This window comes from Mesorhizobium australafricanum (assembly GCF_033977265.1).
GTDB classification, from domain to species: domain Bacteria; phylum Pseudomonadota; class Alphaproteobacteria; order Rhizobiales; family Rhizobiaceae; genus Mesorhizobium; species Mesorhizobium australafricanum.
Genome location: NZ_JAVIIT010000010.1, coordinates 1 through 25,674 on the forward strand (window position 1 = coordinate 1; position 25,674 = coordinate 25,674).

A 25,674-nucleotide genomic window follows, 5' to 3' on the forward strand; every position below is an offset into this window, starting at 1 on the left:
GAATCGCCAGAAATATCCTTCAGGCCGCAGATGCCGACAAAGTTCCAATCAGCCACCGCATCAAAAAATGCGCCTGGAATGACGCCTATCTCATCCAGGCGATAACTCATATGCGATAGCCCTGCCCTTGAGGGGGAGATGTCCGGCAGGACAGAGGGGGGTGCTGTCCCGCCGGCGTTTTGAACCTTTATCTACCCGAAACTCGAGGCGCTCTGGCCGTCTACTGCGCCGGCAGCAGCGGCGAACTGGGCGACGCCAGATCCGGCGACGGCAAATCGGACGCGGGCAAACCCGGCAACGCCGAATTGGGCGCCGGCATGCCAGGCTCCGGCAAACCGGGAAGCGGCGGTGGCGAGGCCGGTTGCTGCCCGGCATACATCAGCCTGGGCTGGGCATGCGCACTGCTCGGCCCCAGGCTGCGCTGGATCAGCTGCTCGACATGGTCGTTGCGCTGGCGCGCGCTGGCGGCGCCCATCACCACCACGATCAGATGCCGTCCGTCGGCATTGTAGGAGGTGACGATGTTGTAGCCGGAGGCGCGGATATAGCCGGTCTTGATGCCGTCGACGCCGCGCACCCGTCCCAGCATGTCGTTGTGGCCGCGCACCAGCCGGCCGCGGAACATGAAGTCGCTTTCGGAGAAATAATGGAAATGCTGCGGGAAGCGATGCTCGAGCGCCAGGCCCAGCACCGCCATGTCGCGCGCCGTGGTCACCTGTGCATCGTCGGGCAGGCCGCAGGCATTGTGGAAATTGGTGCTGCTCATGCCGAGCTGGCGCGCCTTGGCGGTCATCATGGCGGCGAACTGCTCCTCTGAGCCGCCGCCGAGATACTCGCCCACCGCCACCGCCACGTCGTTCGCCGACTTCACCACCATGGCGCGGATGGCTGAATCGACGTCGATCGTCTCGCCGCGCCGAAAACGCAGTTTCGTCGGCGGCTGCGAGGCGGCATGGTCGGAAACCGGGATCTGCGTCTGCTTGGTGACGCGGCCGGCCTCCATCGCCTCGAACAGCATGTAGAGCGTCATCATCTTGGTCAGCGAGGCCGGATAGCGCTGCGCCGTCGAGTTGACCTCGAACAAGGTCTTGCCGGTCGAGGCATCGACCACGATCGCGGCGTATTTCTGCGGCTGTGCCGGTACGGTCAGCACGCTTTCCGGCGGCGCGGCCGTCGTGCAGCCGGTCGCGAACGCGAGAAGTGCCAGCACGGCGATCAATTTCTGGAGGATGGCGAGGGGACGGGGCAAGACGTGTTCTGAAGCTGTTGCTGAGATGCGGCGAAGCTAGCGTAACCCGTCCGCCGCGTCCAACTGGTTAACGGGGCTAATACCCAGGATTTATTGTCGCGCAGCCCCCTCATCCGGCCGCTACGCGGCCACCGTCCCCCCGGCGCGGAGAAGAGGCTGGCGCCGGTGACCCGGCGGCAATCGCGGCCTGGTCTATTTCACCCAGATGCTGTCCTTCCGCTGCGCCATCAGGCATGCCGCCCTGCGACGCCAAGGACCCTTATGCCATTCCCTCCGACTACCAACCCTATTTCAAGGTCAAGGACGAGGTGAAATCGATGGCGGTGCAGGTGACCTATACCGACGGCACGAAGTCGCCGGTGCGGGAGTATAAGCGGCAGTAGTGAGCCCCTTTCTCCCCGTTCACGGGGAGAAATGCCCGGCATGGCAATGAGGGGGAGCGGCGACGCGGACAATTGGCTGCCGCGCCATCGCTGATGCAAAATGCCGACCGCCGCCCTTGCCTACCCGGTACCGGACAGGCTTTGCTGCCGGCGAGCAAAGATTCGCGGGAGGCATGCATGGATAGGGTCACGATCGGCGCAAAGGGAATTTCGGTTTCGCTCGACCTAACCGTTGGCCACATCGCCGCCATGCAGGTCGAAATCGACGGCCATATCCTGAAGCCGCTGCATCGCGCCCCCTGGGTCGGCGCGCCGCGCGAGACGCTGCCGGAAAACCTGCCTGAAGGCACCGTGCGCCTGTCCGGCGATTTCCTCTGCGCTCCCTTCTCCACCAGCGATGTCGAGGCGGCACCCTTGCATGGCTGGCCGGCCAACAGCGAATGGGACGTCGTCGAAAACGGCGCCATTGCCGGCGGCTGGCGGGCCGTCTTCCGGCTGCGCCGCAAGGTGATGGGCGCGGCCGTCGACAAGGTGTTCACGCTGCGCGACGGCCACCCCTTCCTCTACCAGGAACATGTCTTTTCGGGTGGGTCCGGCGCCATCTCCGTCGCCCATCATCCGATGACTGCGATGCAGGACGGCGGCCGGCTTGCCTTCTCGCCGAAGCGCGTGGCGGTCACGCCCCCGACGCCGCTGGAGCCCGATCCGGCGCGCGGCCGTTTCATGCTGGCTTATCCCGCCCGCGCCACCGATCTCACGCGGTTCCCGCTCGCCGCCGGCGGCGCCGCCGACCTCACCGACTACCGCATGGAGGACAGGCGCGAGGATTTCATCACCCTGGTCGAGGCCGATCACGGCGGCCCGGGCTGGACGGCGATCGCCCGCCGCGCCGAGCAGGACCTGGTGCTGGTGCTGAAGAACCCGGCCGAACTGCCGGTCACCATGCTGTGGTTCTCGAATGGCGGTCGCGATTACGCGCCCTGGAGCGGCCGCCATATCGGCGTGCTCGGCATCGAGGACGGCCGTGCCGCGGTCGGCCACGCCGCTTCGCTCGGCGACAACTGGCTGAAGCACGAAGGCGTGGCCACAGCCTTTGCCCTTGCCGAAGGACGATCGGTCTCGTTCCGCCATGTCATCGGCGCGGTTCCGTTCGCCGAGACCGAGCCGCCGCGCGGTCTGGAAGCCGCGCCCGACCGATTGCGCGTGCTTGCTTCCGACGGGGCAGCGCGGGAGGTGCAGTTCGACGGCGAGTTCCTGCGCATCGGCAGCTCGGTTCCGGCTTGAGAGGTCGAGCCAGAGCGCCTGAGAGTTCGTCATTCCAGGGCGGAGCAAGGAGCGAAGCGACGCAGCGCAGACCCTGGAATCCATGCCGTGATCTTGGTCGAAGGTTGCAAACGGCGCAGAATTCTGAACCGCCGCAGCGCTCACGCGTAACGGCATGGATCCTCGGGTCTGCGCTGCGTCGCTACGCTCCTTGGTCCGCCCGTGGATGACGATGGGATGGGGCGTCTTCGCCCAATCTCGAAGGCGGGGAGACTGCCAAACAAACGGTTGAGACCTCGGCTTCCAGGAACCAGGTTTGAAATTTCCATCCACACCCGCCAAGATGCGGGCCGAACCGCACCCGGAAAGACGCCGATGTCCGAGATCGCCCATATCACAGCCGCCATCTTCAAGCGCGCCGGCAAGGCCAAGCGCTTCATCGTCGCCATCGCTGGCCCGCCAGGTTCCGGCAAGTCGACATTGTCCGCTTCGCTGCATGAGCTGCTGCCGGAGGGCAGCGCGGAGGTCGTGTCCATGGACGGCTTCCACTATGACGACATCATTCTCAACCGCCGTGGTTTGCGCCCCCGCAAGGGCGCGCCGGAGACCTTCGATTTCGCCGGCTTCGAGACGCTGTTGAAGCGCATCCGCTCCGGCGAACCCGATATCGCCATCCCGGTGTTCGATCGCAGCATCGAATTGTCGCGCGCGGCGGCCGAGATCGTCGGCGCCGACACCAAGTTCATCCTGGTCGAGGGCAATTATCTGCTGCTCGACGAGGAGCCGTGGTCGCGGCTGGCGCCGCTTTTCGATTTCACCATCTTCGTCGACGTGCCGCGCAATGAGCTCGAGCGCCGGCTGATGGAGCGCTGGCGCGGCCATGGCAAGTCCGATGAGGACGCCCGCGCCTGGATCGCTTCCAATGACATGCCCAACATCGAACGGGTGCTGGCGCGGCGCCGGCCGGCCGATATGGTGGTTGGTTAACCCGCTTAATTTTCAATACTTTCCGACGGGAACCTTAAGGTTTTCACGTCGTTATGACCCTATCCAGAATTGTCCGGCACCGGAGCAATTCCAGGAGAGTGTAGAACCGCTTTCCGTCCCGGAATTGCGAAAAAGAAAATAGCAGGAGCCGTCAGATGGCAACCAACAACAGAAAACTCGCGCCCAAGAAAAACAAGGCCAACCAGTCTAGGACGACGCAGGCCAAGGCCGGCGCCGGCCCAGCGGTCGCCGAGCGTTCGAAAGATGCCAAGCCGGCTTTCGGCAAGGCGGCCCCGAAGAAAGTGACGCCTGGCACGGTTCACAAGGTCGCGGCCAGGAGCGCGAAGCACCCCAAGCCGGCGGCAAAGAAGTCGGGACCGATCCGCACCGCGGCAAGCGTTGCGACAGGCGCGGTCGTCGCCACCGCGCGGCTTGCGGCTTCCATGTTCGGCCGGGGTGGCGCCAAGGCCAAGGCGAAATAGCGTTTAGAATTTACGCAATGCCGGACGGTAGGCTACGGCGAAGTCGACGAGCCGGCCGCTGCGCACTTTTCCTGGAATGCTTTTAATGCATGTCGCTCAGAAGTGTGCAGCGGTTCTGGGACAACGACATGCATCAAAACAAAGACTTAAAGCGCGTCGCCTGAATCCGGTTCAGCGCGACGCGCTTTAGCCCTTCGCCGGAATGGTGAGGCCCCGCTTCACCGCAGGCCGTGCCAGGCCGCGCTCCAGCCATTCGGCCACGGCCGGGAAATCATCGAAGCCGACCAGCTCGCGCGCCTCGTAGAAGCCGATCAGGTTGCGCACCCAGCCCAGCATCGACACGTCCGCGATGGTGTAGTCGTCATCCATGATCCACTTGCGGCCCTTCAGCCGCGTTTCCAGGACGCCGATCAGTCGCCGCGACTCGTCGCGGTAACGCTCCAGCGGCCGCTTGTCGGCGATCTCGCGCCCGGCGAATTTGTGGAAGAAGCCGACCTGTCCGAAGATCGGGCCGATCGCCGCCATCTGGAAGAACACCCACTGGATCGTCTCGTAGCGCAGTGCCGGATCGGCGGGAATGAGCTTGCCGGTCTTGTCGGCCAGATAGAGCAGGATAGCGCCTGACTCGAACAGGCCGATCGGCTTGCCGCCCGGACCGTCCGGGTCGATGATCGCCGGTATCTTGCCGTTCGGATTGAGCGACAGGAATTCCGGTGTCCAGCTCTCATTCTTGCCGATATCCACGTAATGCGGCTCGTAGGGCAGGCCGATCTCTTCCAGCGCGATCGACGCCTTCACGCCATTGGGAGTCGTGGCGGAATAAAGCTGCAGGCGGTCCGGATGCTTCGCCGGCCAGCGCTTGGCGATCGGAAAGGCGGATAGGTCGGTCATCGCAAACTCCGGATGCGGCTGGCGCCGGGCGGCGCTCATGGCGGGTGTGCAAAGAATTAGGACCCCGGCCGGCCCGGATCAATACACCGGCAACCGGCTTGCCATGCACACACGGTCAACCGGGCGGCTGCGATCAGACCGCCTTGAAGGCCAGAACCGCATTGGTTCCGCCGAAGGCGAAACTGTTGCTGAGCGCCGCGCGCACCTGGCGCTCGCGCGCCACGTTCGGCGTCACGTCGAGGTCGCAGTCCGGGTCCGGCTCGCGGTAGTTGGCGGTCGGCGGCACGATGCCGTCGCGGATCGCCATGACGCAGGCGATCATCTCCAGCCCGCCGGAAGCGCCCAGGCAATGCGCATGCATCGACTTGGTCGAGGACACCGAAAGCGAAGCGGCATGCTCGCCGAAGACGCGCTTGATTGCCGCGGTCTCGATCTGATCGTTGGCCTTGGTGCCCGTGCCATGCGCGTTGAGGTAGTCGACATCTTCCGGATTGAGCCCGGCATCCGCCAGGCAGAAACGCATTGCCGCTTCCGGTCCCTCGACGGTCGGCGCGACGATGTCGGAGGCATCGGCCGAAAGCCCGACGCCGGCGATCTCGGCCAAGATGGTGGCGCCGCGCGCCATCGCGTGATCGTAGCTTTCAAGCACCGCCATGCCAGCGCCTTCGCCAAGCACCAGGCCCGCGCGGTCGGCCGAGAATGGCCGGCAGGTGTCGGGCGAAAGCACTCTGAGCGCCTCCCAGCCCTTGAGCACGCCCCACACCAGCGGCGCTTCGGTGCCGCCGGCAAGCATGACGTCGGCGCGACCGAGCCTGATCTGGTCGACCGCCGTGGAAATCGCATGGTTGGCCGACGAGCAGGCCGAAGTGGCGCCGAAAACGGGGCCGCGCAGCCCGAGATTCATGCTGACCTGGCCGGCGGCCGCGCCCGGCATCACTTTCGGCACGGTGAAGATGGCGGCGCGGTTGCGCCCCTCGATCAGGATTGCGCGGTAATTCTCCTCGATGGTCTCGAAGCCCGCGACGCCGATGCCGACGATTGCGCCCATCCGGTAGGTGTTGTCGGCATGTGCAACCAATCCCGCCTGCTGCATCGCTTCCCGCGCCGCGATCACCGCCAGCAGGCTGAAGCGGTCCATCGACACGACCTGCTTGCGGTCGATGCCGTGGTCCGGCAATTGCTTGATTTCGCAGCCGGTCTTGACCTTGAGGTCATGCAGCGACGGATTGTCGATCGGCCCGATGGCCGAGCGGCCGGCGCGCATGGCATCCCACATTGCCGGCACATCGTTGCCGAGCCCGCAAATCCCGCCAATGCCGGTGATGACGACGCGTTTTTGCATGCAATCAGGCTTTTTTCGCGATCAGTTCGCGAACCGCCTCGACCATGTCGCCGACGTTCTTGAGATTGCTCCAGGCGTCGACCGTGTTCATCTCGATCTCGATGCCATACTTTTCCTCGAGATCGAAGATGATCTCGGTCAGCTCCAGCGAATGGATGCCGAGCGTGCTGAGATCGGTGCTGGTGGTGATTTCCTCGCCGCCAGTATCGGCATGCGCTTTGATCTTTTCGATGATCTCGGTCGTCAGCTGGTCAGCCATTCGGTTCCTTCCCTGTCGTTCCCGACGCCAACTGATCAGCGCCCCTTTTTGATCCCCGGATCCAACAAACGCCGTTGCCCTTCCCTCGCCAGGCACCGCGCGACCGCTCCAGGGTGGCTTCCCTCTATAGAAACCGAAACGATGTCAAGCAACAAGCGATATATCGACAAAGCCGTCGGAGTGCTTAACCTGGGGTCGTGGACATGATCGAGAACAGCTCGCGGCCCGCCGCTCCTTTGCCTGCCGCGCAACGTGTTGCCGGGCTAGGCAGGCTTTTCTGCGGCAAAAGCGGTGGCCGGACGCGCTTGCAGCGGCTCTACCAGGACGGATCGGCCAAAATCCGGCTGCCGGCGGTGCAAGGCGACCCGCTCGAGGCGGTGCTGATCAACACCGCCGGCGGGCTGACCGGCGGCGACCGCCTCAGCTGGGCGATCGAGGTTGGCGCCGACGCCTCCGCTTCCGTCACCACCCAGGCCTGCGAGAAGGTCTATCGCGCCGCCGCCGACAGGGCCGAGACAAGCGTCGGCCTGCGGGTCGCCCCACGCGGCCGCATAGCCTGGCTGCCGCAGGAAACCATCGTTTTCGATCGTGCCGCCTTCGCCCGCACGCTGGATGTCGAGCTCGCGCAGGATGCCGAGGCATTGATACTCGAAGCAACGCTGTTCGGCCGGCTTGCGATGGGCGAGCGGACAGCCAACGGCAGTTTCCATGACCGCTGGCGGGTCAGCCAGGGCGGCGCGCTGATCCATGCGGAGGATTTCCGCATCGGTCCGGATATCGCGGCAACGCTTCAGCGGCCGGCGGCGGCCGGCGGTGCGCTCGCCATCGCCACCTTGCTGCTCGTTTCGCCGCAAGCGGAAAGCCTGCTGGAGCCGGCACGCGCCATCATCGGTGACCCCCATGTCGGGGGCAAGGGCGGCGCCAGTTTCTGGAGCGTCGGCCGATCTGGCAAGCTTCTTGCGAGGCTTTGTGCCGGCGACGGCTACCAGCTCCGCAAGCGGCTGGTTCCGCTCGTCGAACTGCTCAATGGGCGGGCGGGCCTGCCTAAATTGTGGTCACTCTGATTTCGATTGCCGGGAAGTTGCATGAACCTGACGCCGCGCGAAAAAGACAAGCTGCTCATCGCCATGGCGGCGATGGTGGCGCGCAAGCGGTTGGAACGAGGCGTCAAGCTCAACCATCCCGAAGCCATCGCCCTGATCACCGACTTCGTCGTCGAAGGCGCGCGCGACGGCCGTCCGGTCGCCGAGCTGATGGAGGCGGGAGCGCATGTCGTCACCCGCGCCCAGGTCATGGACGGCATCGCCGAGATGATCCACGACGTCCAGGTCGAGGCGACGTTTCCCGACGGCACCAAGCTGGTGACCGTGCACGAACCCATAAGGTGAGACCGATGCTGGAGCTCAGGCCCAATTGCGAATGCTGCGACAAGGATCTGCCGCCGGAGGCGACCGATGCGCTGATCTGCACCTTCGAATGCACCTTCTGCGCCCAATGCGTGGACAATGTGCTGGGTGGCGTCTGCCCGAATTGCGGCGGCAATTTCTCGCCGCGGCCGATCCGGCCGGCAGCCAAGCTGACGAAATATCCGCCATCGACCAGGCGCGTTCTCAAGGCCGAAGGCTGCGGCCCGCGTAAGGCCGCCTAACCGGGGAAAGGGCAGAAAGATGATCTCCGCTTCGACGAAACGCAGCACGCTCGCCGCCATCCTGCTGCTGGCGGCGGCGATGCCCGCTGAAGCCCATGTCGGCGCCGGCGCGATCTCTTCCTTCGCCGCCGGTTTCGGGCATCCGCTGTCAGGCCTCGACCATATGACGGTGATGATCGCCGTCGGCCTGTGGGCGGCGCTGAAGGGCGGCAAGGCGGTCTGGGTGTGGCCGCTCGCCTTCCTTGGCGTCATGCTGGTAGGCGCCGCGCTCGGCATGCTGCATGTGCCGCTGCCTTTCGTCGAACCGGGCATCCTCGCTTCCGTCGTGGCGCTCGGTCTGCTGGTGGCGCTGGCCGTCGACCTGCCGGTCTCGGCGGGTGTTGCCTTCATCGGTGTGTTCGCGCTGTTTCACGGTCACGCCCACGGCACGGAAGTGCCCGAAAATGCCGGTGGGCTGGAGTATATGGCGGGCTTTGCCGCCGCCACGGCGCTGCTCCATGGCCTCGGCATTGCGGCCGGCCTCAGGCTTGGCCTGCGCTTCCGAAGCATGGCGCGCGCCGCCGGTGCCGCTTGCGCGGCGGTCGGCGTCGGTCTGGCCTTTGGCGTTTTGTGAGGGCACGATGATCCCCGGCGAAGTCATCGCGGCCAAGGGCGAGATCGAGCTCAACCAAGGCCGGCCGGCCGTCACGCTCAAGGTCGCCAACAGCGGCGACCGGCCGATCCAGGTCGGCAGCCACTATCATTTCTTCGAGACCAATGAGGGCCTGAAATTCGATCGCGAACGCGCGCGCGGCATGCGGCTCGACATCGCCGCCGGCACCGCCATGCGCTTCGAGCCGGGGCAGGAGCGTGATGTCACGCTGGTGCCGCTGGGCGGCAAGCGCGAGGTCTATGGTTTCCAGCAGAAGGTGATGGGCAAGCTGTGACGGTGGCCGGCGCGCTCAAATCACTTCGGCGGCTTGGCGGCGGCATAGATGACGATCCTGCCGGGATTGTCGAACTCCACCGCAAGCACGTCCTCGGCCATCACGCGCCGCGAATCGATCGCATTGAAGAGCAGGGCATTCGCCTCGATCTCCTGGCGCAGCTCAGCCACATCGTCCTTATGCTGCTTCACCTTGTTCTCGATGGCCGGTGGCGGCCCGCCTTCGCTGCGCGCCGCATCGGTCAGGAACACGATGTCGACCGTGTCGAGCTTGGTGGTCTTGCGCACCGTGCCGATATTTTCGCGGGTGCGGTCAATGGCCGTGATGACCTTTCCGGCTTGCGTCTTGGCAAGCGTCTCCTCCTGCCGGATGTTGGAATCGACGATTGCAGCGGCCGGCCTGTCGCCGTTCAGCGGCTGCGCGGCGGATGCGGCATGGAGCGCGGGCAGGAAAAGCGTGGCGGCAACCACAGGGGTCCATTTTGCAAAGCGCGAGACATTCGCCATCGCTCGCTCCTGACTGAACTCGTGGCGGGGCGAAAAAAGCGAAACGGTTCTGCTTGGCCCGAGGTTCCCTTCAAAAACTGGCTGGCGGGCCGCGAACCGGCCCGCCTTGGCGTGCAATCAGCTCGCCTTCTTGGTGATCAGTGTCAGCGCGCCGTTGGGCTGCATGCTGGCGGCGATCACCTGCGCCGAGCTGACGCCCTTGGCCTCCAGCGCGGACTTCACCTTAGGCGTGGCGTCGATCGATTTGCGCAATGTCTGCAGGCCGACGTCGCCGCGCTGCGCCACGATCTGGTTGACCTGCGTCTGCGTGTCCTTGGGCAGTTCGGTGATGTCGATGATGTTGACGCTCTGGATCGCCGGTACGCCAGGCTGAGCCTTCGGCGCGGCCGGCGCGGGTGCGGTCGGCGCCGGACTGGGCTGCGGGGTCGGCTGCTGCTGAGCGCTGGCAGTGCCCGCCATCATCAGGGTGGCGGCCACGGCGAAGAATATCGTTTTGCGCATGGATGTTCCTTCCATCGGTTTGGCAAACGGTCGTTTTGGGCTGACGGGGCCACCTCAACCGCCAAATGGGCGCGCAAGGTGTCACTGAGCGGGTCATTGCGTGACCATTGGATGGCGACAATGTGCAGCCCGCGCCCAAACAACCTTACTTTGGGCAACCTTACTTTTGGCAACCTGAATTTCGGGAGCAATCGCTGATGGCCAGGATAAGCCGTGCCGCCTATGCGCAGATGTATGGCCCGACGGTCGGCGACAAGGTGCGGCTTGCCGACACCGAGTTGTTCATCGAGGTCGAGAAGGACCTCACTGTTTACGGCGAGGAAGTGAAATTCGGTGGCGGCAAGGTCATCCGCGACGGCATGGGCCAGAGCCAGGTCACGCGGGCCGGCGGCGCGGTCGATACGGTGATCACCAACGCGCTGGTCGTCGATGCGCTCGCCGGCATCGTCAAGGCCGATATCGGCCTGAAGGACGGCCGCATCGCCGCGATTGGCAAGGCCGGCAACCCGGACACGCAGGACGGCGTCACCATCATCATCGGCCCCGGCACCGAGATCATCGCCGGCGAAGGCAAGATCCTGACCGCCGGCGGCTTCGACGCGCATATCCATTTCATCTGCCCGCAACAGATCGAGGAAGCGCTGATGAGCGGCATCACGACGATGCTTGGCGGCGGCACCGGGCCGGCGCATGGCACCCTGGCCACCACTTGCACGCCGGGGCCGTGGCACATGGCGCGCATGATCCAGGCCTTCGACGCTTTCCCGATGAATATCGGCCTGTCGGGCAAGGGCAATGCCTCGCGGCCGGCGGCGCTTGAGGAGATGGTGCTGGCCGGGGCCTGCTCGCTGAAGCTGCATGAGGATTGGGGCACCACACCGGCGGCGATCGACTGCTGCCTTTCGGTCGCCGACGACTACGACGTGCAGGTGATGATCCACACCGACACGCTGAACGAGTCAGGGTTTGTCGAGGACACGGTGGCGGCCATCAAGGGCCGCACCATTCATGCCTTCCACACCGAGGGCGCCGGCGGCGGCCACGCGCCCGACATCATCAAGGTCTGCGGCCTGCCCAACGTCATCCCGTCCTCGACCAATCCGACCAGGCCCTACACCGTCAACACGCTGGCCGAGCATCTCGACATGCTCATGGTCTGCCACCATCTGTCGCCGTCGATCCCGGAAGACATCGCCTTCGCCGAAAGCCGCATCCGCAAGGAGACGATCGCGGCCGAGGACATCCTGCATGACATCGGCGCCTTCTCGATCATCTCCTCCGACAGCCAGGCGATGGGCCGCGTCGGCGAGGTGGCGATCCGCTGCTGGCAGACGGCCGACAAAATGAAGCGCCAGCGCGGCGCGCTGCCTCAGGAAATCGGCGACAACGACAATTTCCGTGTCCGCCGCTACATAGCCAAATACACGATCAATCCGGCTATCGCGCACGGGCTGTCGAAGGAGATCGGCTCGATAACGGTCGGCAAGCGGGCCGATCTCGTCTTGTGGAATCCGGCCTTCTTCGGTGTCAAGCCGGAGATGGTGCTGGTCGGCGGTTCGATCGCGGCCGCGCCCATGGGCGATCCGAATGCTTCGATCCCGACGCCGCAGCCGATGCACTACCGGCCGATGTTCGGCGCCTATGGCAAGGCGCTGACCAATTCATCGGTCACCTTCGTCTCGAAAGCCGCCTTCGATGCCGGCCTGCAGGGCAGGCTGGGTGTCGACAAGGCGATGGTCGCTGTCGAAAACACGCGCGGCGGCATCGGCAAGCATTCGATGGTGCTCAACGACGCCACGCCGCATGTCGAGGTCGATCCGGAAACTTATGAGGTTCGCGCCGACGGCGAGCTCTTGACCTGCGAGCCGGCAACCGTGCTGCCTATGGCGCAGAGGTATTTCCTGTTTTGACCTCGGCCTCTCGGGGTGCACGGCCAAATTCCGTTGCGAGTGGCATAGGGAGACTGCACTATGCGGTTGAACAACCGCATAGCGAATAAGCATGTCCACCGAAATCGCTTCTCCGCACGATATCTTCCCGCATATCCGCATCGTCATGGGCATGGTGATCGGCCTTGGCGTCACCCGGTTGCTTTCGGGAACTGCCCGCATTGTCCAGCATCCCGGTCAGTACCGGCTCTACGCGGTGCATCTCGCCTGGGTCGGCTCGGTGCTGTTGATGCTGGTGCATTTCTGGTGGTGGGAATTCGGACTCTACAGCATCGAGAACTGGACCTTCGGCAAATACCTGTTCATCATTTTCTACGCCATCACGCTGTTCCTGCTCTGTGCGCTGCTGTTTCCGGATTCGATGCTCGACTACACCAGCTACGAGGACTATTTTTACTCGCGCCGCGCCTGGTTCTTCGGGCTGCTGGCGGCGACCTACCTGCTCGACGTCATCGACACGCTGCTCAAGGGCCCGGAGCATTTCGCCCGTTTCGGCAACGAATATCTGTTCCGCACGCCGGTGTTCGTGGCGTTTTGCCTGGTGGCGATCCTGGTGCGCGACCGCCGCTTTCATATCGCCTTCGTCGCGGCGGCGCTGATCTACCAGATATCGTTCATCCTGCGGCTCTTCGACACCATCGTGTAAGAGGCATTGGGCCGATGCCCGCGTTGGTCTAGGATTTGGGGAATGCAGGATTCAACCATGTACAAGGCTATCGGATCGCGAGGTTCCCGGGTCAGCCGCGTGCTCTGGATGCTCGAGGAGCTTGGGCAGCCCTACGCGTTCGTCGAGGTCAAATTGCGCTCGCCGGAGGCCTATGAACTCAACCCGTCCGGCAAGGTGCCGATCCTGATCGACGATGACCTCAAGGTCACGGATTCGGCGGCGATCTGCGTCTATCTGGCCGACAAGCATGCCGAGATGGGCATGGGCGCCAATCCTGGCCTTGCCGGCCGTGCCGAGATGGATTCCTGGATGCATTTCGCGCAGAGCGAGCTGGAAGCGCCGCTGTGGAACAAGCTGCGCCACCGCTTTCTGTTGCCCAAGGAAGTGCGGGTCGATGTCGGCCCGGCTGCCACCTATGATTTCGCCTCCGAAGTGAAAGCGCTCGATCGCCGGCTTGGCGACAAGTCCTTTGCGCTGGGCGACAGGTTCTCCGCCGTCGACGTGCTGCTCGGCGATATGGGCGGTTGGGCCCGCGCCGGACGGTTTCCGATCGAGTCCGAACGGGTCAACAACTATTTCGACCGTGTGCTGTCGCGACCCGCTCGGGCTCGCGCCCAAGCCCATGCATCGGCCCGAAAATCGGAATCGATTTTCGGAAAGCACGATGCATAGATTCAAAAGTGTTAGAGCGTCCTTTTGCGCGTCCAAGAGGACGCGCGGCGCTCTAATGGCGGAGCCATGAAATGAAGCTCAACATCAACACCGATTTCACCAAGTTTCCGCGCGCGGTCTCGGTGCTTGCCGCCGGCGATCCGGCTTTGACCAAGCCCTATGACAAGGCCGTGCTGCCGCATGACGAGCGGCATCTGCGCCGCCGCGCCATCGAGACGGCGGCCGGTGACAAGGTCCTGGTCGACCTGGCCGAGCCGGTGGCGCTCGCCAATGGCGACCGGCTGGTGCTGGAGGACGGCCGCCAGCTCGAGATCGTCGCGGCGCCGGAGGAGGTCTACGACATCCGCGCCCGCGACGCCGTGCATCTTACCGAGCTTGCCTGGCACATCGGCAACCGCCACCTCGCGGCAAGCATCGAGCCGGACCGCATCCTCATCCTGCGCGACCATGTCATCAAGGCGATGCTGGAAGGTCTCGGCGCCAAGGTGAGCGAGGTTTCGCAACCGTTCAGCCCGGTGCGCGGTGCGTATTCCGGTCACGATCACGGCCATTCGCATGACCACCATGATCATGACCACGATGACCATGATCATGCGCACGACCATCATCACCACGATCATGGTCATCACCATCACCATGACTGAGCAGCTTTCCAGCGTCGCGCTTTTGCGGCTGATGGCCTGGCTGTCGCCGGCCTTTCCGGTCGGCGGCTTCTCCTACAGCCATGGCCTCGAGCGCGCGGTGCATGATGGACTGATCAACGATCGCGACGATCTCGCCCGGTGGCTGGAGACGCTGGTCGAGATGGGATCGGGCTGGAACGACGCCGTGCTCTTCGCCGAAAGCTGGCGGCGCGCGCGAGACGGTGGCGATCTGGCGGAGGTCGCGGCTCTGGCCGAGGCGCTGGCGGGCTCGCAGGAACGTCATCTCGAAACCATGCTGCAGGGCGCGGCCTTTCTCCAGGCGGCGTCCGCCTGGTCGTCTCCGGCGCTGGAGCGCTTGCCGGCCGATTGCCCCTATTGCGTTGCAGTCGGTGCCGTTGCAGGCAGCGGCGGCATCGGCCTTGCGGAGGCGCTGTCCGCCTTCCTGCAGGCTTTCTTCTCCAATTTGGTGCAGGCGGCGATCAGGCTTGGTGTCATAGGCCAAACCGATGCTGTCGCATTGTTAGCCGGCTTTGAAACTTTGGCCATCGCTACGGCTGCCTGCGCCGCGGCGTCGACGCTCGACGATTTAGGCGGCGCAGCCTTCATGTCCGACATCATGGCGATGAAGCACGAAACCCAATATTCGCGGCTGTTCCGCTCATGACCCTTCTCGCCTTCGTCCTCTCCTTCGTCCTGCTGGTTATCACCGCGCTGCATGTCTATTGGGGCATAGGCGGCATCTGGCCGGGCACCGATCAGGCATCCTGCGCCCGCGCCGTCGTCGGCTTCCGCGGCGTCGACGAGATGCCTTCGGCCTTCGCGAGCTTCGCTGTCGCCGCTTGCCTCGTTCTCGCAACGCTGTGGCCGCTGGCGCTCGAGGGTGTTTTTGCGACGCCCTTTCCAAAGCAGGGACTGGCGGCCACGGCATTGATGATCGGCCTCGTCTTCTTTGGGCGCGGCATTGCCGGCTTCACACCGTGGTGGCGCCGGCTCGCTCCGGAACAGCCTTTCGCGCGGCTCGACCAGCGTCTCTATTCGCCGCTCTGCCTGATGATCGGGGCAGGCTTTGCAATCCTTGCCATCACGGAGTTTCCGGCATGACCTCGAAAAACGGTCCTCTTCGCATCGGCATCGGCGGTCCTGTCGGCTCCGGCAAGACGACGCTGACCGAAAAGCTCTGCAAGGCGTTGCGCGACGACTTCTCCATCGCCGTCGTCACCAACGATATCTACACCAAGGAGGATGCGATGATGCTCGCGCGGCTACAAGCATTGCCGGAGGAGCGCATCGTCGGCGTCGAGACCGGTGGCTGTCCGCACACCGCCATTCGCGAGGACGCCTCTATCAATTTGCGGGCAATCGCAGACCTGAACAGGAAGTTTCCTGATCTCGACATCATCTTCATCGAATCCGGCGGCGACAACCTAGCCGCCACCTTCTCGCCCGACCTTGCCGATCTGACGCTTTATGTCATCTCGGTCTGCCAGGGCGAGGAGATCCCGCGCAAGGGCGGCCCGGCCATCACCCGCTCGGATTTCCTCATCATCAACAAGAGCGATCTGGCGCCCTATGTGAACGTCAACCTGGATGTGATGGAAGGCGACGCCGCCCGCATGCGCGGCAAGCGGCCCTTCAGCTTCACCGATCTGTCGCGCGGCAAGGGCTTGCAGGACGTGATCGACTTCATCGTCGAGCATGGCGGGCTGCAATCGGCGCGCCCCGCCGCCTGAGCCACCAGTTATCGGTTGCTGGCAGCCGCACCGCGCGGCATTGTCTCGCAAACAGGAGGATTTTCGATGAGCCTTGCCCGCCTGCACAAGGAACCGCTGAGCAACCTGCCCTATTATGAGGAGCGGGTCGATCTCGCCGCCGCCTTCCGCTGGACCGCCCGGCTCAACATGCACGAGGCGGTGGCCAACCACTTCTCCCTGTCCGTCAACGAGGACGGCACCAAGTTCCTGATGAACCCGAACCAGGTGCATTTCTCGCGCATCAAGGCGAGCGACCTGCTTTTGATCGACGCCAACGATCCCGAAACGTTGTCCGGTCCCAATGCGCCCGATCCGACCGCCTGGGGCTTGCATGGCGCCATCCACCGCAATGTCCCGCATGCGCGCTGCGCCATGCATGTCCATTCGATCCACGCCACGGTGCTTGCCTCGCTAGCCGACTCGACGCTGCCGCCGGTCGACCAGAACTCCGCCATGTTCTTCAACCGCCATGTCGTCGACGCCAATTATGGCGGGCTGGCTTTCGAGGAGGAGGGTGAGCGCTGCTCGCAGCTTCTCACCGATCCCAAGGTCAAGGTGATGATCATGGGCAATCACGGCGTGATGGTCATCGGCGACAATGTCGCCGACACCTTCAACCGCATGTTCTATTTCGAACGCGCCGCCGAGACCTACATCAAGGCGTTGTGGACCGGCCGCCCGCTGCGCACGCTTTCCGACGAGATCGCCGAGAAGGCCGCGCGCGAAATGGACGATTACCCCGGCCAGGCCGAACGCCATCTTGCCGAGCTGAAGGCGATCCTCGACGAGGAAGAGCCGGTTTATCGGAATTGATGCTGGCTCCTCCTTCTCGCCGGTTACGCTCGCCTGTGACGGGCGCGACTGATCGACCTGAGGCTTGATTGCCACGTGGTTCCCCCAATCCGTCGCTGCTTCGCAGCGCCACCTTTCCCCCCTCCGGAGGGAAAGGAAGGGAGCGTTGCTGGATGAGCGTTGACGGCAAAAAAGGCTTGGCGCCTTTCCTCTACCCCGTCGATCGGGGGGAGAGGTGGCTCGGCGAAGCCGAGACGGAGTGGGGGTCGGCCAGCGCTACATTGGACAATGCATGCGCCAAGCTGCCCGAAGGTCCAATGAGGGGCGGCGCCGACCTTGGCGGTCTCGTTAGAGTCCGAGTTCTTTCCGCAGCTCTTCAGCGCTGTTGATCACAATCGCTCCAGGCGGACCTTCCATCGGCGCTTCCGGCCAGAAGATCGTCTTCATGCCGGCCGCCAGCCCGGCCATGGCGCCGGTCAGGCTGTCGTCGACGGCGAAAGCATCCGCCGGATCGACGCCGGCGAGATAGGCGGCGCGCAGGAAGGGTTCGGCAAGCGGCTTGCCGTCGATCACATCGTTACGGCTGACCGTCATCATGCCCGGATAGGTGAGGCCGACGGCGCGCAGATTGGCATCGACGATCAGTCGGTCGGAATTCGACACCACCGCCTGCTCGACGCCGAGCGCCCGCAATTCGTTGAACACCTCGATCGCGCCGGGACGCGGCTTCAGCGTCTCGGCCATCGGCAAATAGTGATCGTATTTGCGCACGATCCAGTCGTCGAACGGCAGGCTAAGGCCGAACTCGTCGCGCAGCATCTCGTAGACCGGCCACGCGGCGATGCCCAGCACGCGCTCATGCAGGTCGACCGGCGGCGCGACGCCGACGCTGCGCAGCGCCGCCACAAGTGCTGCCTCATGCAGCGGCTCGCTGTCGACCAGCGTCCCGTCCATATCCCAGAAAACGGCTTTCGGCGTCATGCGCGGCTCCCTTCGCCGATCCCCTTAAAGCATGTCTCCCGAAAGTGGTAACCGGTTTCGGGATAAAGACATGCGCAAAATAAAAAACTAAAGCGCATGGAGCGGATCTGAAAGATCGCGACGCGCTTTAGTACGTTTCCCGATGGAGATAAACCGTCCCGCCGGCAAATGGCTGGGAGCGCGACGAATTGATCCTCCGGAGATCCGGGAGCCTCCCAAGCAATTGCCCATTCGATAGACAATTGCGCGCGGGCGTATTCGCTGTAAGCTATAGCGTCCGTTTCAGGATTTCTACGGGCCGGGAGGCAGGACGTGAATTCGCGACAGGAAACCGGCAGCTCCAGGTTGGACGACGCCGCGCGCGCCGGCTGGCTTTATTATGTTGCCGGCAACACGCAGGACCAGATCGCCGCCAAGCTCGGCATTTCCAGGCAGACGGCGCAGCGGCTTGTATCGCTCGCCATGTCGGAGGGCTTGATCAAGGTACGGGTCGATCATCCGATCGCCAATTGCCTCGATCTCGCCGCCCGGCTGAAGTCACGCTTCGCGCTCGACCTTGTCGAAGTGGTGCCGAGCGATCCGACATCGAGCTCGACGACGATCGGCATCGCCGAGGCGGCGGCCGCCGAGATCGAACGCCGGCTGCGCTCGGAAGCCCCCATCGTCATGGCGATCGGTACCGGGCGAACGCTGAAGGCGGCGATCGAGCAACTGCCGCCGATGGACTGCCCGCAGCACAAGGTGGTGTCCTTGACCGGCAACATCTCGCCTGACGGTTCGGCGGCCTTTTACAACGTCATTTTCACCATGGCCGACCGCGTCAAGGCGCGCTCCTTCCCGATGCCGCTGCCGGTCATCGCGTCCTCGCCGGAGGAGCGCGAGATGCTGCTCAACCAGCCGATGATCCAGCCGACCCTGGCGCTGGCCGCGGAAGCCGATGTCACCTTCGTCGGCATCGGCGACCTCGGTGCCAGGGCACCGCTCTATGAGGACGGCTTCATTTCGGAAAGCGAGTTGAAGGCGCTGCAGAAAGCCGGGGGCATCGCCGAGATCGTCGGCTGGGTCTTCGATCGCGAAGGCCGCATGATCGAGGGCATCACCAACGACCGTGTCTCCTCCGCCGCGCTGCCGTCGCGGGAAAGGTCGCTGGTCATTGCCCTGGCCATGGGCGAACGCAAGCTGCCGGGCATCCTTGCCGCCGTCAATCGCCGGCTGGTCAACGGCCTCATCACCGATGAGCGGACGGCCGAAGCCCTGCTCGCCGGCGCATGATCCGAGCCGGACAGCTCACGCGCGACCGATAAAAACAGCCGGCTATTGCGAGCGGCCGCGCGGATCGTTGCCGTCGAGAAAGCCCATGTCGCGCTTTAGATGCTCCGACAATTCCCGGACATCGACATAGCCGCGCCTACGGCCCGAAAACCGTGAGAATTCCCGCGCCAGCATGAAAAACCAGCCGCGCACCGGCGCGGAAACGAGCTTTTCTTGAACCGTGACCATGATCTTCAGCCTTCGCCATGCTTGAACTGGATTGATCGTCGACCCCAAATATCGGGTTGGCCGGTTCGTGCTTCCAATTAAACCTCGATCATGACCCATAAGGAGGCCTTATGCCCGATCTCAGCTCTCCGCAGCTTGCGCCGCTGCCGCCGCTGCAGGCGATCCGGGTGTTCGAAGCGGTGGCCCGGCACCTGTCCTTCACCAAGGCGGCGCAGGAGCTGGGCATGACCCAGGCCGCGGCGAGCTATCAGATCAAGCTGCTCGAGGAGCGCATCGGTGCGCCGCTGTTCCTGCGCCGTCCACGGCAGATTGAATTGACCGAGCCCGGTCAGCGCCTGGCGCCCGCCGTCAGCGAGGCCTTCGCCATTCTGGGCCAGGCCTATGCCGCGGCGCGCGGCGGCGCCGAAGGCCTGCTATGCGTCACCACCGTGCTGACCTTTGCCTCGAACTGGCTGGCGCAGCATCTGGGCGCGTTCCAGATCGCTCATCCGGCACTTGCCGTGCGGCTCGACACGTCGAGCCGCCTGACCGACTTCGCCCGCGAGGATGTCGATCTCGCCATCCGCTCCGGTGGCGGCAAGTGGCCTGGCCTCGAGGCGCATAAGCTGCTCGACGCCGATTTCACCCCGATGCTGAGCCCCAAGCTCGCGGCGAGCATCGGCGGCGTCAGGGAGCCGGCGGATCTGCTGCGCTTGCCGATCCTCGATCCCGGCGACATCTGGTGGACGCAATGGTTCGAGGCCGCCGGCGTTGCAGGGCACGATCTTGCCAAACGGCCGGGCAGCAGCATGGGCGCGCAGGCCTATGAGGCGAACGCGGCGATGGCCGGCCATGGCGTGGCGATCCTGACCAGGGCGCTGTTCAAGAACGAGATCGCCGATGGTCGCCTGGTCCAGCCCTTCGACCTGGTCGGCGACGACGGCCATGCCTATTGGCTGGTCTATCCGACGGCGCGTCGCAACGTGCCGAAGATCCGCGCCTTCCGCGACTGGATCCTCGCCGAGATCGCCTGCCCGTAAGCCGACTGTCCTCGGTTTCCTCTCCAGCATCCTGGCCGCGTCGCCGGGTTAGGGTCACGTTGCGTCATTTCTGTTGCGCTGCAGCATAGATTCCGGCTTGACATAATTCATGCCAAGTGAGTAATTGCTCAAAGCCAAGGCAAATGCTCAACTTGGTTTATGGGAGGAATTGATGAAACTTCGCACGCTTACCCTGGGCCTGTTGTCGGCCAGTGCTTTTGCTTTCGCCGCGCATGCCGAATCCATCACCATCGCCACCGTCAACAATGGCGACATGGTCCGCATGCAGAAGCTGACGGACGACTTCACCAAGGCTAACCCCGACATCCAGCTCAACTGGGTCACGCTTGAAGAGAACGTGCTGCGCGAGCGCGTCACCACCGACATCGCCACCAAGGGTGGCCAGTACGACGTCATGACCATCGGCACCTACGAGGTTCCGATCTGGGCAAAGCAGAGCTGGCTCCTGCCGCTCGACAAGCTCGGCGACGACTACGACGTCAAGGACATCATCCCGGCCATCGCCGGCGGCCTTTCGGTCGACGGCAAGCTCTATGCCGCGCCGTTCTATGGCGAGAGCTCCTTCGTCATGTACCGCAAGGACCTGATGGAGAAAGCCGGCCTCAAGATGCCCGACGCGCCGACCTGGGACTTCATCAAGCAGGCCGCCGACAAGATGACCGACCGCGCCAACGGCGTGAACGGCGTGTGCCTGCGCGGCAAGGCCGGCTGGGGCGAGAACATGGCCTTCCTCACCGCCATGTCGAATTCCTTCGGCGCCCGCTGGTTCGACGAGAACTGGAAGCCGCAGTTCGACCAGCCGGAATGGAAGAAGACGCTGCAGTTCTATGTCGACCTGATGAAGGCCGACGGTCCGGAAGGCGCTTCGTCCAACGGTTTCAACGAGAATCTGGCGCTGTTCCAGCAGGGCAAGTGCGGCATGTGGATCGACGCCACCGTCGCGGCGTCCTTCGTTTCCGATCCGAAGGCCTCGCAGGTCGCCGACAAGGTCGGCTACGCGCTGGCGCCCGACAACGGTCTCGGCAAGCGCGGCAACTGGCTGTGGGCTTGGTCGCTCGCGGTCCCGGCCGGCACCCAGAAGGCCGATGCCGCCGAGAAGTTCGTCTCCTGGGCAACCAGCAAGCACTATGCCGAGCTGGTCGCTGCAAAGGAAGGCTGGGCCAACGTTCCTCCGGGCACGCGCTCCTCGCTCTACGCCAATGCGGAATACCAGAAGGCAGCGCCTTTCGCGAAGATGACGCTGGACTCCATAAATGCCGCCGACCCGACGCATCCGACCGTCAAGCCGGTGCCCTATGTCGGTGTGCAGTTCGTTGCCATTCCTGAATTCCAGGGCCTCGGCACCACCGTCGGCCAGCTCTTCTCGGCGGCGCTCGCCGGCCAGTCGAGCGTCGACGATGCGCTGAAGCAGGCCCAGGACGCAGCCACCGCGGCGATGACCGAGGGCGGCTACATCAAGTAAGGCTCCTCCCGGTGCCGAATGCCGGTCGCCCATCATGACCGGCAGGTGGCCGCCCGAAACCCAGTTCGGGCGGCCACTTTTCAAAATCGGGAAAATTCTGGCACGACTCTGAAAATCCGGCTGACTTTGGAAGGGTGACCGCCATGGCTACTCAACAAACCCGTTCGCTTGCCCGTTTCATGATGGCGCCATCGGTGATCCTGCTGTTCATCTGGATGATCGTGCCGCTGGCTTTCACGCTCTGGTTCTCGTTCCTGCAATACAATCCGCTGAACCCGATCCGCGACGGCTTCGTCGGGCTGTCCAACTACAAGCTGTTCTACGACAATCCGGCGTTCTTCGCCGCCATTCTCAACACCCTGACCATCGTCGTGGCGGTCCTCCTGATCACCATCATAGGCGGCATTCTTCTTGCGCTGCTGCTCGACCAGCCGATCTGGGGCCAGGGCATCGTGCGCATCCTGGTCATTTCGCCGTTCTTCGTCATGCCGCCGGTTGCCGCACTCGTCTGGAAGAACATGATCATGCACCCGCAATACGGCGTCTTCGCCGACATTGCGCGCTTCTTCGGCGTCCAGCCGGTAGACTGGTTCGGGCAGCATCCGTTGACGGCAGTCATCATCATCGTCGCCTGGCAATGGCTGCCTTTCGCGACGCTGATCCTGTTGACGTCGCTGCAGTCGCTCGATGGCGAGCAGAAAGAGGCGGCCGAGATGGACGGCGCCGGCTTCATCAGCCGTTTCATCTATCTGACGCTGCCGCACATGTCGCGCGCCATCACCGTCGTCATCCTGATCCAGACGATCTTCCTGCTCTCGATCTATGCCGAGATCCTGGTCACCACCAATGGCGGCCCGGGCTATGCCTCCACCAACCTGCCTTTCCTCGTCTACCAGAAGGCGCTGCTGGAGTTCAAAATCGGTCAGGCGTCCGCCGGCGGCGTGATCGCCGTCATTCTCGCCAACATCGTTGCCTTCTTCGCCATGCGCGCCGTCGGCAAGAACCTCGACAAATAGGGAGGACAAGATGGCACGCGCAGTCACCACCCAGCACAAGACCATCGCCACGGCCGCGGCCTGGATCGTCGCCCTGCTGATCTTCTTTCCGATCCTTTATACGATCATCACCTCGTTCAAGTCGGAGCAGGAGGCGATCCAGGGCTTCGCCCTGATCCCGTCGGGCACCATGGAAAGCTACGCCGAGGTGCAGGCGCAGAGCGGCTATTTCAAGTTCTTCCTGAACTCGGTGATCCTGTCGGTCGGCTCCACCGTCCTGGCTCTCCTGGTCGCTGTCCCGGCGGCATGGTCGATGGCCTTCTCGCCGACCAAGCGCACCAAGGACATCCTGATGTGGATGCTGTCCACCAAGATGATGCCGGCCGTCGCGGTGCTGTTCCCGATCTACCTGATCTTCCGCGACTCAGGCCTGCTCGACAGCCGCATCGGCCTCACCGTCATGCTGATGCTGATCAACCTGCCGATCGTGGTCTGGATGCTCTACACCTATTTCCGCGAGATCCCGGGCGAGATCCTGGAAGCGGCGCGCATGGACGGCGCATCGCTGTGGAACGAGATCATCTATGTGCTGACGCCGATGGCCGTTCCCGGCATTGCCTCGACGATGCTCTTGAACATCATCCTGGCCTGGAACGAGGCGTTCTGGACGATCCGGTTGACCACCACCAACGCGGCGCCGCTGACCGCCTTCATAAGCTCCTTCTCCAGTCCGCAAGGCCTGTTCTGGGCAAAGCTCTCGGCCGCCTCGACGCTGGCGATTGCGCCGATCCTGATCATGGGCTGGTTCAGTCAGAAGCAACTGGTGCGCGGCCTCACCTTTGGCGCCGTGAAGTAAGAACGCCCAAGCGGCGGACGACGAAGACTATCCCCGGGAGGAAACCATGGGAAACATCACGCTCAAGAACGTCTCCAAGTCCTTCGGGTCGACGACGATCATTCCGAACATCGACCTCAATATCGAGGATGGCGAGTTCGTGGTGTTCGTCGGCCCGTCTGGCTGCGGCAAGTCCACCCTGCTCAGGCTGATCGCCGGGCTCGAGGACGTCAGCGGCGGCACCATCACCATCGACGGCCGCGACGTCACTCAGGAGGCGCCGGCCAAGCGCAAGCTGGCCATGGTGTTCCAGTCCTACGCGCTCTACCCGCATATGACGGTCGCCAAGAACATCGCCTTCCCGCTGAAGATGGCGGGCGAGGACCAGGCGACCATCGAAAAGAAGGTCAAGGACGCCGCGCGCGTGCTCAACCTCACCAACTATCTCGAGCGCCGCCCCGGCCAGCTCTCCGGCGGCCAGCGCCAGCGCGTCGCCATCGGTCGCGCCATCGTGCGTCAGCCCTCGGCTTTCCTGTTCGACGAGCCGCTCTCCAACCTTGACGCCGCACTTCGCGGCACCATGCGCCTGGAGATCAGCGAGCTGCACCATCAGCTGAAGACGACGATGATCTACGTCACCCACGACCAGGTCGAAGCCATGACCATGGCCGACAAGATCGTCGTGCTCAACGCCGGCAATATCGAGCAGGTCGGCTCGCCGATGGAGCTCTACAAGACGCCGAAGAACCTCTTCGTCGCCGGCTTCATAGGTTCGCCCAAGATGAACATGATCGAGGGCGCGCCAGCGGAAAAGTATGGCGCCAAAACCATCGGCATCCGGCCCGAGCATCTCAACATCTCGACCACGTCCGGTGATTGGAAGGCGACGGTCGGCGTTGCCGAGCATCTCGGCTCCGACACCTTCCTGCACGTCCAGGCCGACGGCATCGGTACCGTCAATGTGCGCGCCGACGGCGAGGTTGCGGTGAGGCATGGCGACACCGTCTATCTGAGCCCGGACAGGGCCAAGCTGCATCGCTTCAGCGCCGACGGCAAGGCGCTGGCGCAGTGAGGCTGAAAGGCAAATCGGCGCTGATCACCGGCTCTGCGCGCGGCATCGGCAGGGCCTTCGCCGAAGCCTATGCGCGCGAAGGCGCGACGGTGGCGATTGCCGATATCAACCTGGAAGCGGCGCAAGCGACGGCGAAAGCGATCGGTTCTGCTGCTTACGCTATCCGGCTCGACGTGACCGACCAGGCTTCGATCGACGCCGCGGTGAAGGCGGTCGAGGCCAGGACCGGCGCGCTCGACGTGCTGATCAACAACGCCGCCCTGTTCGACCTAGCGCCGATCGTCGAGATAACCAAGGCGAGCTATGAAAAGCTGTTCGCGGTCAATGTCGCCGGCACGCTGTTCATGCTGCAGGCGGCCGCCCGATCGATGATCGCCGCTGGCAAGGGCGGCAGGATCATCAACATGGCGAGCCAGGCCGGGCGCCGCGGCGAGCCGCTGGTCGCCGTCTACTGCGCCACCAAGGCCGCTGTCATCTCACTCACCCAATCGGCCGGGCTCGATCTCATCAAACACCGTATCAACGTCAACGGCATCGCGCCGGGCGTCGTCGACAGCGACATGTGGGACCAGGTCGACGCGCTGTTCGCCAAATATGAGAACCGGCCGAAAGGCGAGAAGAGGCGGCTTGTCGGCGAGGGCGTTCCCTACGGCCGCATGGGCAAGCCCGAGGACCTCGCCGGCATGGCGGTCTTCCTCGCCAGCGACGAGGCCGAATACATCGTCGCCCAGACCTACAACGTCGATGGCGGCCAATGGATGAGTTGACGGGGATGAGCTGAGGGGGAGGCGCTTCTCTTCTTTCCTCCGGAGAAGACGCCGCGGGGCAGGTGAGGGGCAGCATGCTGGAACACCAGGTGTTGCCCCTCATCCTCGCC

31 protein-coding genes and 1 pseudogene are annotated in these 25,674 nt (G+C 64.0%); 24 read left to right on the forward strand and 8 right to left on the reverse strand.

Going from position 1 to position 25,674, the window contains the following annotated elements; translation table 11 throughout:
• Window positions 1-220: 220 nt before the first annotated feature.
• The gene (locus tag RFM98_RS19695; protein ID WP_320310435.1) at window positions 221-1,249 is read right to left on the reverse strand and encodes a D-alanyl-D-alanine carboxypeptidase family protein; all 1,029 of its coding nucleotides are present in this window, start codon (window positions 1,247-1,249) and stop codon (window positions 221-223) included.
• Window positions 1,250-1,421: 172 nt separating this feature from the next.
• Here RFM98_RS19695 and RFM98_RS19700 point away from each other — a divergent pair.
• The 4 genes and pseudogenes from RFM98_RS19700 to RFM98_RS19715 all read left to right on the forward strand — a co-directional run.
• Window positions 1,422-1,632: pseudogene (locus RFM98_RS19700) on the forward strand (methyl-accepting chemotaxis protein); the annotation flags it as partial.
• Window positions 1,633-1,809: 177 nt separating this feature from the next.
• A complete protein-coding gene (locus tag RFM98_RS19705; protein WP_320310436.1) occupies window positions 1,810-2,916 on the forward strand; it encodes a hypothetical protein in 1,107 nt (368 codons plus the stop codon).
• Between the two features lie 354 nt (window positions 2,917-3,270).
• The gene (locus RFM98_RS19710) at window positions 3,271-3,882 is read left to right on the forward strand and encodes a nucleoside triphosphate hydrolase (protein WP_320310437.1); all 612 of its coding nucleotides are present in this window, start codon (window positions 3,271-3,273) and stop codon (window positions 3,880-3,882) included.
• Window positions 3,883-4,037: 155 nt separating this feature from the next.
• The gene (locus tag RFM98_RS19715) at window positions 4,038-4,364 is read left to right on the forward strand and encodes a hypothetical protein (protein WP_320310438.1); all 327 of its coding nucleotides are present in this window, start codon (window positions 4,038-4,040) and stop codon (window positions 4,362-4,364) included.
• A 186-nt stretch (window positions 4,365-4,550) separates the two neighbouring features.
• On the opposite strand, the gene RFM98_RS19720 is transcribed toward RFM98_RS19715, so the two are convergent.
• From RFM98_RS19720 to RFM98_RS19730, 3 genes are all read right to left on the reverse strand, one after another.
• Window positions 4,551-5,255, reverse strand: coding sequence for a glutathione S-transferase family protein (locus RFM98_RS19720; protein ID WP_320310439.1), 705 nt, complete (start codon window positions 5,253-5,255; stop codon window positions 4,551-4,553).
• 133 nt (window positions 5,256-5,388) lie between these two features.
• Complete coding sequence (locus tag RFM98_RS19725) at window positions 5,389-6,597, reverse strand: beta-ketoacyl-[acyl-carrier-protein] synthase family protein (protein ID WP_320310440.1); 1,209 nt, start codon at window positions 6,595-6,597, stop codon at window positions 5,389-5,391.
• 4 nt (window positions 6,598-6,601) lie between these two features.
• A complete protein-coding gene (locus RFM98_RS19730; protein WP_027167033.1) occupies window positions 6,602-6,856 on the reverse strand; it encodes an acyl carrier protein in 255 nt (84 codons plus the stop codon).
• A gap of 203 nt (window positions 6,857-7,059) precedes the next feature.
• On the opposite strand from RFM98_RS19730, the gene RFM98_RS19735 reads away from it, so the two are divergent.
• Genes RFM98_RS19735 through RFM98_RS19755 form a run of 5 tightly spaced genes read left to right on the forward strand, consistent with a single transcriptional unit; the run spans window position 7,060 to window position 9,430 of the window.
• The gene (locus RFM98_RS19735; RefSeq protein WP_320310441.1) at window positions 7,060-7,920 is read left to right on the forward strand and encodes an urease accessory protein UreD; all 861 of its coding nucleotides are present in this window, start codon (window positions 7,060-7,062) and stop codon (window positions 7,918-7,920) included.
• A gap of 21 nt (window positions 7,921-7,941) precedes the next feature.
• Window positions 7,942-8,244, forward strand: a complete 303-nt coding sequence (locus RFM98_RS19740) for an urease subunit gamma (protein WP_041003069.1) — start codon at window positions 7,942-7,944, stop codon at window positions 8,242-8,244.
• Between the two features lie 5 nt (window positions 8,245-8,249).
• A complete protein-coding gene (locus RFM98_RS19745) occupies window positions 8,250-8,504 on the forward strand; it encodes a DUF1272 domain-containing protein (RefSeq protein ID WP_320310442.1) in 255 nt (84 codons plus the stop codon).
• 19 nt (window positions 8,505-8,523) lie between these two features.
• Window positions 8,524-9,117, forward strand: a complete 594-nt coding sequence (locus RFM98_RS19750; RefSeq protein ID WP_320310443.1) for a HupE/UreJ family protein — start codon at window positions 8,524-8,526, stop codon at window positions 9,115-9,117.
• 7 nt (window positions 9,118-9,124) lie between these two features.
• Complete coding sequence (locus tag RFM98_RS19755) at window positions 9,125-9,430, forward strand: urease subunit beta (RefSeq protein ID WP_320310444.1); 306 nt, start codon at window positions 9,125-9,127, stop codon at window positions 9,428-9,430.
• Between the two features lie 20 nt (window positions 9,431-9,450).
• On the opposite strand, the gene RFM98_RS19760 is transcribed toward RFM98_RS19755, so the two are convergent.
• Together RFM98_RS19760 and RFM98_RS19765 are read right to left on the reverse strand one after the other, a co-directional pair.
• Window positions 9,451-9,936 (reverse strand): hypothetical protein, encoded by a 486-nt coding sequence (locus RFM98_RS19760; protein WP_320310445.1) that lies wholly within the window; start codon window positions 9,934-9,936, stop codon window positions 9,451-9,453.
• A gap of 117 nt (window positions 9,937-10,053) precedes the next feature.
• The gene (locus RFM98_RS19765; protein ID WP_320216385.1) at window positions 10,054-10,437 is read right to left on the reverse strand and encodes a hypothetical protein; all 384 of its coding nucleotides are present in this window, start codon (window positions 10,435-10,437) and stop codon (window positions 10,054-10,056) included.
• A gap of 197 nt (window positions 10,438-10,634) precedes the next feature.
• Here RFM98_RS19765 and ureC point away from each other — a divergent pair, with 197 nt between their 5' ends.
• The 8 genes from ureC (at window position 10,635) to RFM98_RS19805 (ending at window position 16,933) form a co-directional block, all read left to right on the forward strand.
• The gene (gene ureC, locus RFM98_RS19770) at window positions 10,635-12,347 is read left to right on the forward strand and encodes an urease subunit alpha (protein WP_430682327.1); all 1,713 of its coding nucleotides are present in this window, start codon (window positions 10,635-10,637) and stop codon (window positions 12,345-12,347) included.
• A 91-nt stretch (window positions 12,348-12,438) separates the two neighbouring features.
• A complete protein-coding gene (locus RFM98_RS19775) occupies window positions 12,439-13,032 on the forward strand; it encodes a hypothetical protein (RefSeq protein WP_320310446.1) in 594 nt (197 codons plus the stop codon).
• 57 nt (window positions 13,033-13,089) lie between these two features.
• Window positions 13,090-13,725: a glutathione S-transferase family protein gene (locus RFM98_RS19780; RefSeq protein ID WP_320310447.1), complete on the forward strand. Its 636-nt coding sequence runs from the start codon at window positions 13,090-13,092 to the stop codon at window positions 13,723-13,725.
• 71 nt (window positions 13,726-13,796) lie between these two features.
• The gene (ureE, locus tag RFM98_RS19785) at window positions 13,797-14,369 is read left to right on the forward strand and encodes an urease accessory protein UreE (protein WP_320310448.1); all 573 of its coding nucleotides are present in this window, start codon (window positions 13,797-13,799) and stop codon (window positions 14,367-14,369) included.
• Window positions 14,362-15,033: an urease accessory protein UreF gene (locus tag RFM98_RS19790; protein ID WP_320310595.1), complete on the forward strand. Its 672-nt coding sequence runs from the start codon at window positions 14,362-14,364 to the stop codon at window positions 15,031-15,033. Before ureE ends, RFM98_RS19790 begins: the two co-directional genes overlap by 8 nt.
• Window positions 15,030-15,470 (forward strand): DUF3995 domain-containing protein, encoded by a 441-nt coding sequence (locus RFM98_RS19795; RefSeq protein ID WP_320310449.1) that lies wholly within the window; start codon window positions 15,030-15,032, stop codon window positions 15,468-15,470. Before RFM98_RS19790 ends, RFM98_RS19795 begins: the two co-directional genes overlap by 4 nt.
• Window positions 15,467-16,099 carry an urease accessory protein UreG gene (gene ureG / locus RFM98_RS19800; RefSeq protein WP_320310450.1) on the forward strand — a complete coding sequence of 211 codons (633 nt, stop codon included), beginning with the start codon at window positions 15,467-15,469 and terminating at the stop codon, window positions 16,097-16,099. The genes RFM98_RS19795 and ureG overlap by 4 nt, the downstream gene beginning before the upstream one ends.
• Window positions 16,100-16,165: 66 nt before the next feature.
• The gene (locus RFM98_RS19805) at window positions 16,166-16,933 is read left to right on the forward strand and encodes a class II aldolase and adducin N-terminal domain-containing protein (protein WP_320310451.1); all 768 of its coding nucleotides are present in this window, start codon (window positions 16,166-16,168) and stop codon (window positions 16,931-16,933) included.
• A 327-nt stretch (window positions 16,934-17,260) separates the two neighbouring features.
• Here RFM98_RS19805 and RFM98_RS19810 read toward each other — a convergent pair whose 3' ends face one another.
• Complete coding sequence (locus tag RFM98_RS19810; RefSeq protein WP_320310452.1) at window positions 17,261-17,893, reverse strand: HAD family hydrolase; 633 nt, start codon at window positions 17,891-17,893, stop codon at window positions 17,261-17,263.
• A 312-nt stretch (window positions 17,894-18,205) separates the two neighbouring features.
• Here RFM98_RS19810 and RFM98_RS19815 point away from each other — a divergent pair, with 312 nt between their 5' ends.
• Window positions 18,206-19,165 (forward strand): sugar-binding transcriptional regulator, encoded by a 960-nt coding sequence (locus tag RFM98_RS19815; protein WP_320310453.1) that lies wholly within the window; start codon window positions 18,206-18,208, stop codon window positions 19,163-19,165.
• A gap of 42 nt (window positions 19,166-19,207) precedes the next feature.
• On the opposite strand, the gene RFM98_RS19820 is transcribed toward RFM98_RS19815, so the two are convergent.
• Window positions 19,208-19,393 (reverse strand): hypothetical protein, encoded by a 186-nt coding sequence (locus tag RFM98_RS19820; RefSeq protein WP_320310454.1) that lies wholly within the window; start codon window positions 19,391-19,393, stop codon window positions 19,208-19,210.
• A gap of 110 nt (window positions 19,394-19,503) precedes the next feature.
• On the opposite strand from RFM98_RS19820, the gene RFM98_RS19825 reads away from it, so the two are divergent.
• The 6 genes from RFM98_RS19825 to RFM98_RS19850 all read left to right on the forward strand — a co-directional run bounded on the left by RFM98_RS19825 (window position 19,504) and on the right by RFM98_RS19850 (window position 25,564).
• Window positions 19,504-20,412, forward strand: coding sequence for a LysR substrate-binding domain-containing protein (locus tag RFM98_RS19825; RefSeq protein WP_320310455.1), 909 nt, complete (start codon window positions 19,504-19,506; stop codon window positions 20,410-20,412).
• Window positions 20,413-20,584: 172 nt separating this feature from the next.
• Window positions 20,585-21,895, forward strand: coding sequence for an ABC transporter substrate-binding protein (locus RFM98_RS19830; protein WP_320310456.1), 1,311 nt, complete (start codon window positions 20,585-20,587; stop codon window positions 21,893-21,895).
• Window positions 21,896-22,038: 143 nt separating this feature from the next.
• A complete protein-coding gene (locus tag RFM98_RS19835; RefSeq protein ID WP_320216372.1) occupies window positions 22,039-22,911 on the forward strand; it encodes a carbohydrate ABC transporter permease in 873 nt (290 codons plus the stop codon).
• 10 nt (window positions 22,912-22,921) lie between these two features.
• Window positions 22,922-23,746 carry a carbohydrate ABC transporter permease gene (locus RFM98_RS19840; RefSeq protein WP_320310457.1) on the forward strand — a complete coding sequence of 275 codons (825 nt, stop codon included), beginning with the start codon at window positions 22,922-22,924 and terminating at the stop codon, window positions 23,744-23,746.
• A 46-nt stretch (window positions 23,747-23,792) separates the two neighbouring features.
• Window positions 23,793-24,797: an ABC transporter ATP-binding protein gene (locus tag RFM98_RS19845; protein ID WP_320310458.1), complete on the forward strand. Its 1,005-nt coding sequence runs from the start codon at window positions 23,793-23,795 to the stop codon at window positions 24,795-24,797.
• Complete coding sequence (locus RFM98_RS19850; RefSeq protein ID WP_320310459.1) at window positions 24,794-25,564, forward strand: L-iditol 2-dehydrogenase; 771 nt, start codon at window positions 24,794-24,796, stop codon at window positions 25,562-25,564. The genes RFM98_RS19845 and RFM98_RS19850 overlap by 4 nt, the downstream gene beginning before the upstream one ends.
• Window positions 25,565-25,674: the final 110 nt, after the last annotated feature.

Excerpts from the sequence above, each read along its gene's own strand:
- RFM98_RS19710 (WP_320310437.1), top strand. The coding sequence starts at position 3,271 with ATGTCCGAGATCGCCCATATCACAGCCGCCATCTTCAAGCGCGCCGGC.
- RFM98_RS19730 (WP_027167033.1), bottom strand. The coding sequence starts at position 6,856 with ATGGCTGACCAGCTGACGACCGAGATCATCGAAAAGATCAAAGCGCAT.
- RFM98_RS19725 (WP_320310440.1), bottom strand. The coding sequence starts at position 6,597 with ATGCAAAAACGCGTCGTCATCACCGGCATTGGCGGGATTTGCGGGCTC.
- RFM98_RS19775 (WP_320310446.1), top strand. The coding sequence starts at position 12,439 with ATGTCCACCGAAATCGCTTCTCCGCACGATATCTTCCCGCATATCCGC.
- RFM98_RS19810 (WP_320310452.1), bottom strand. The coding sequence starts at position 17,893 with ATGACGCCGAAAGCCGTTTTCTGGGATATGGACGGGACGCTGGTCGAC.
- RFM98_RS19745 (WP_320310442.1), top strand. The coding sequence starts at position 8,250 with ATGCTGGAGCTCAGGCCCAATTGCGAATGCTGCGACAAGGATCTGCCG.
- RFM98_RS19750 (WP_320310443.1), top strand. The coding sequence starts at position 8,524 with ATGATCTCCGCTTCGACGAAACGCAGCACGCTCGCCGCCATCCTGCTG.
- RFM98_RS19715 (WP_320310438.1), top strand. The coding sequence starts at position 4,038 with ATGGCAACCAACAACAGAAAACTCGCGCCCAAGAAAAACAAGGCCAAC.
- RFM98_RS19820 (WP_320310454.1), bottom strand. The coding sequence starts at position 19,393 with ATGGTCACGGTTCAAGAAAAGCTCGTTTCCGCGCCGGTGCGCGGCTGG.
- ureG (WP_320310450.1), top strand. The coding sequence starts at position 15,467 with ATGACCTCGAAAAACGGTCCTCTTCGCATCGGCATCGGCGGTCCTGTC.
- RFM98_RS19760 (WP_320310445.1), bottom strand. The coding sequence starts at position 9,936 with ATGGCGAATGTCTCGCGCTTTGCAAAATGGACCCCTGTGGTTGCCGCC.
- ureC (WP_430682327.1), top strand. The coding sequence starts at position 10,635 with ATGGCCAGGATAAGCCGTGCCGCCTATGCGCAGATGTATGGCCCGACG.
- RFM98_RS19755 (WP_320310444.1), top strand. The coding sequence starts at position 9,125 with ATGATCCCCGGCGAAGTCATCGCGGCCAAGGGCGAGATCGAGCTCAAC.
- RFM98_RS19835 (WP_320216372.1), top strand. The coding sequence starts at position 22,039 with ATGGCTACTCAACAAACCCGTTCGCTTGCCCGTTTCATGATGGCGCCA.
- RFM98_RS19790 (WP_320310595.1), top strand. The coding sequence starts at position 14,362 with ATGACTGAGCAGCTTTCCAGCGTCGCGCTTTTGCGGCTGATGGCCTGG.
- RFM98_RS19765 (WP_320216385.1), bottom strand. The coding sequence starts at position 10,437 with ATGCGCAAAACGATATTCTTCGCCGTGGCCGCCACCCTGATGATGGCG.
- RFM98_RS19780 (WP_320310447.1), top strand. The coding sequence starts at position 13,090 with ATGTACAAGGCTATCGGATCGCGAGGTTCCCGGGTCAGCCGCGTGCTC.
- RFM98_RS19825 (WP_320310455.1), top strand. The coding sequence starts at position 19,504 with ATGCCCGATCTCAGCTCTCCGCAGCTTGCGCCGCTGCCGCCGCTGCAG.
- RFM98_RS19720 (WP_320310439.1), bottom strand. The coding sequence starts at position 5,255 with ATGACCGACCTATCCGCCTTTCCGATCGCCAAGCGCTGGCCGGCGAAG.
- RFM98_RS19795 (WP_320310449.1), top strand. The coding sequence starts at position 15,030 with ATGACCCTTCTCGCCTTCGTCCTCTCCTTCGTCCTGCTGGTTATCACC.
- RFM98_RS19735 (WP_320310441.1), top strand. The coding sequence starts at position 7,060 with ATGATCGAGAACAGCTCGCGGCCCGCCGCTCCTTTGCCTGCCGCGCAA.
- RFM98_RS19830 (WP_320310456.1), top strand. The coding sequence starts at position 20,585 with ATGAAACTTCGCACGCTTACCCTGGGCCTGTTGTCGGCCAGTGCTTTT.
- RFM98_RS19740 (WP_041003069.1), top strand. The coding sequence starts at position 7,942 with ATGAACCTGACGCCGCGCGAAAAAGACAAGCTGCTCATCGCCATGGCG.
- RFM98_RS19705 (WP_320310436.1), top strand. The coding sequence starts at position 1,810 with ATGGATAGGGTCACGATCGGCGCAAAGGGAATTTCGGTTTCGCTCGAC.
- RFM98_RS19805 (WP_320310451.1), top strand. The coding sequence starts at position 16,166 with ATGAGCCTTGCCCGCCTGCACAAGGAACCGCTGAGCAACCTGCCCTAT.
- RFM98_RS19845 (WP_320310458.1), top strand. The coding sequence starts at position 23,793 with ATGGGAAACATCACGCTCAAGAACGTCTCCAAGTCCTTCGGGTCGACG.
- RFM98_RS19840 (WP_320310457.1), top strand. The coding sequence starts at position 22,922 with ATGGCACGCGCAGTCACCACCCAGCACAAGACCATCGCCACGGCCGCG.
- ureE (WP_320310448.1), top strand. The coding sequence starts at position 13,797 with ATGAAGCTCAACATCAACACCGATTTCACCAAGTTTCCGCGCGCGGTC.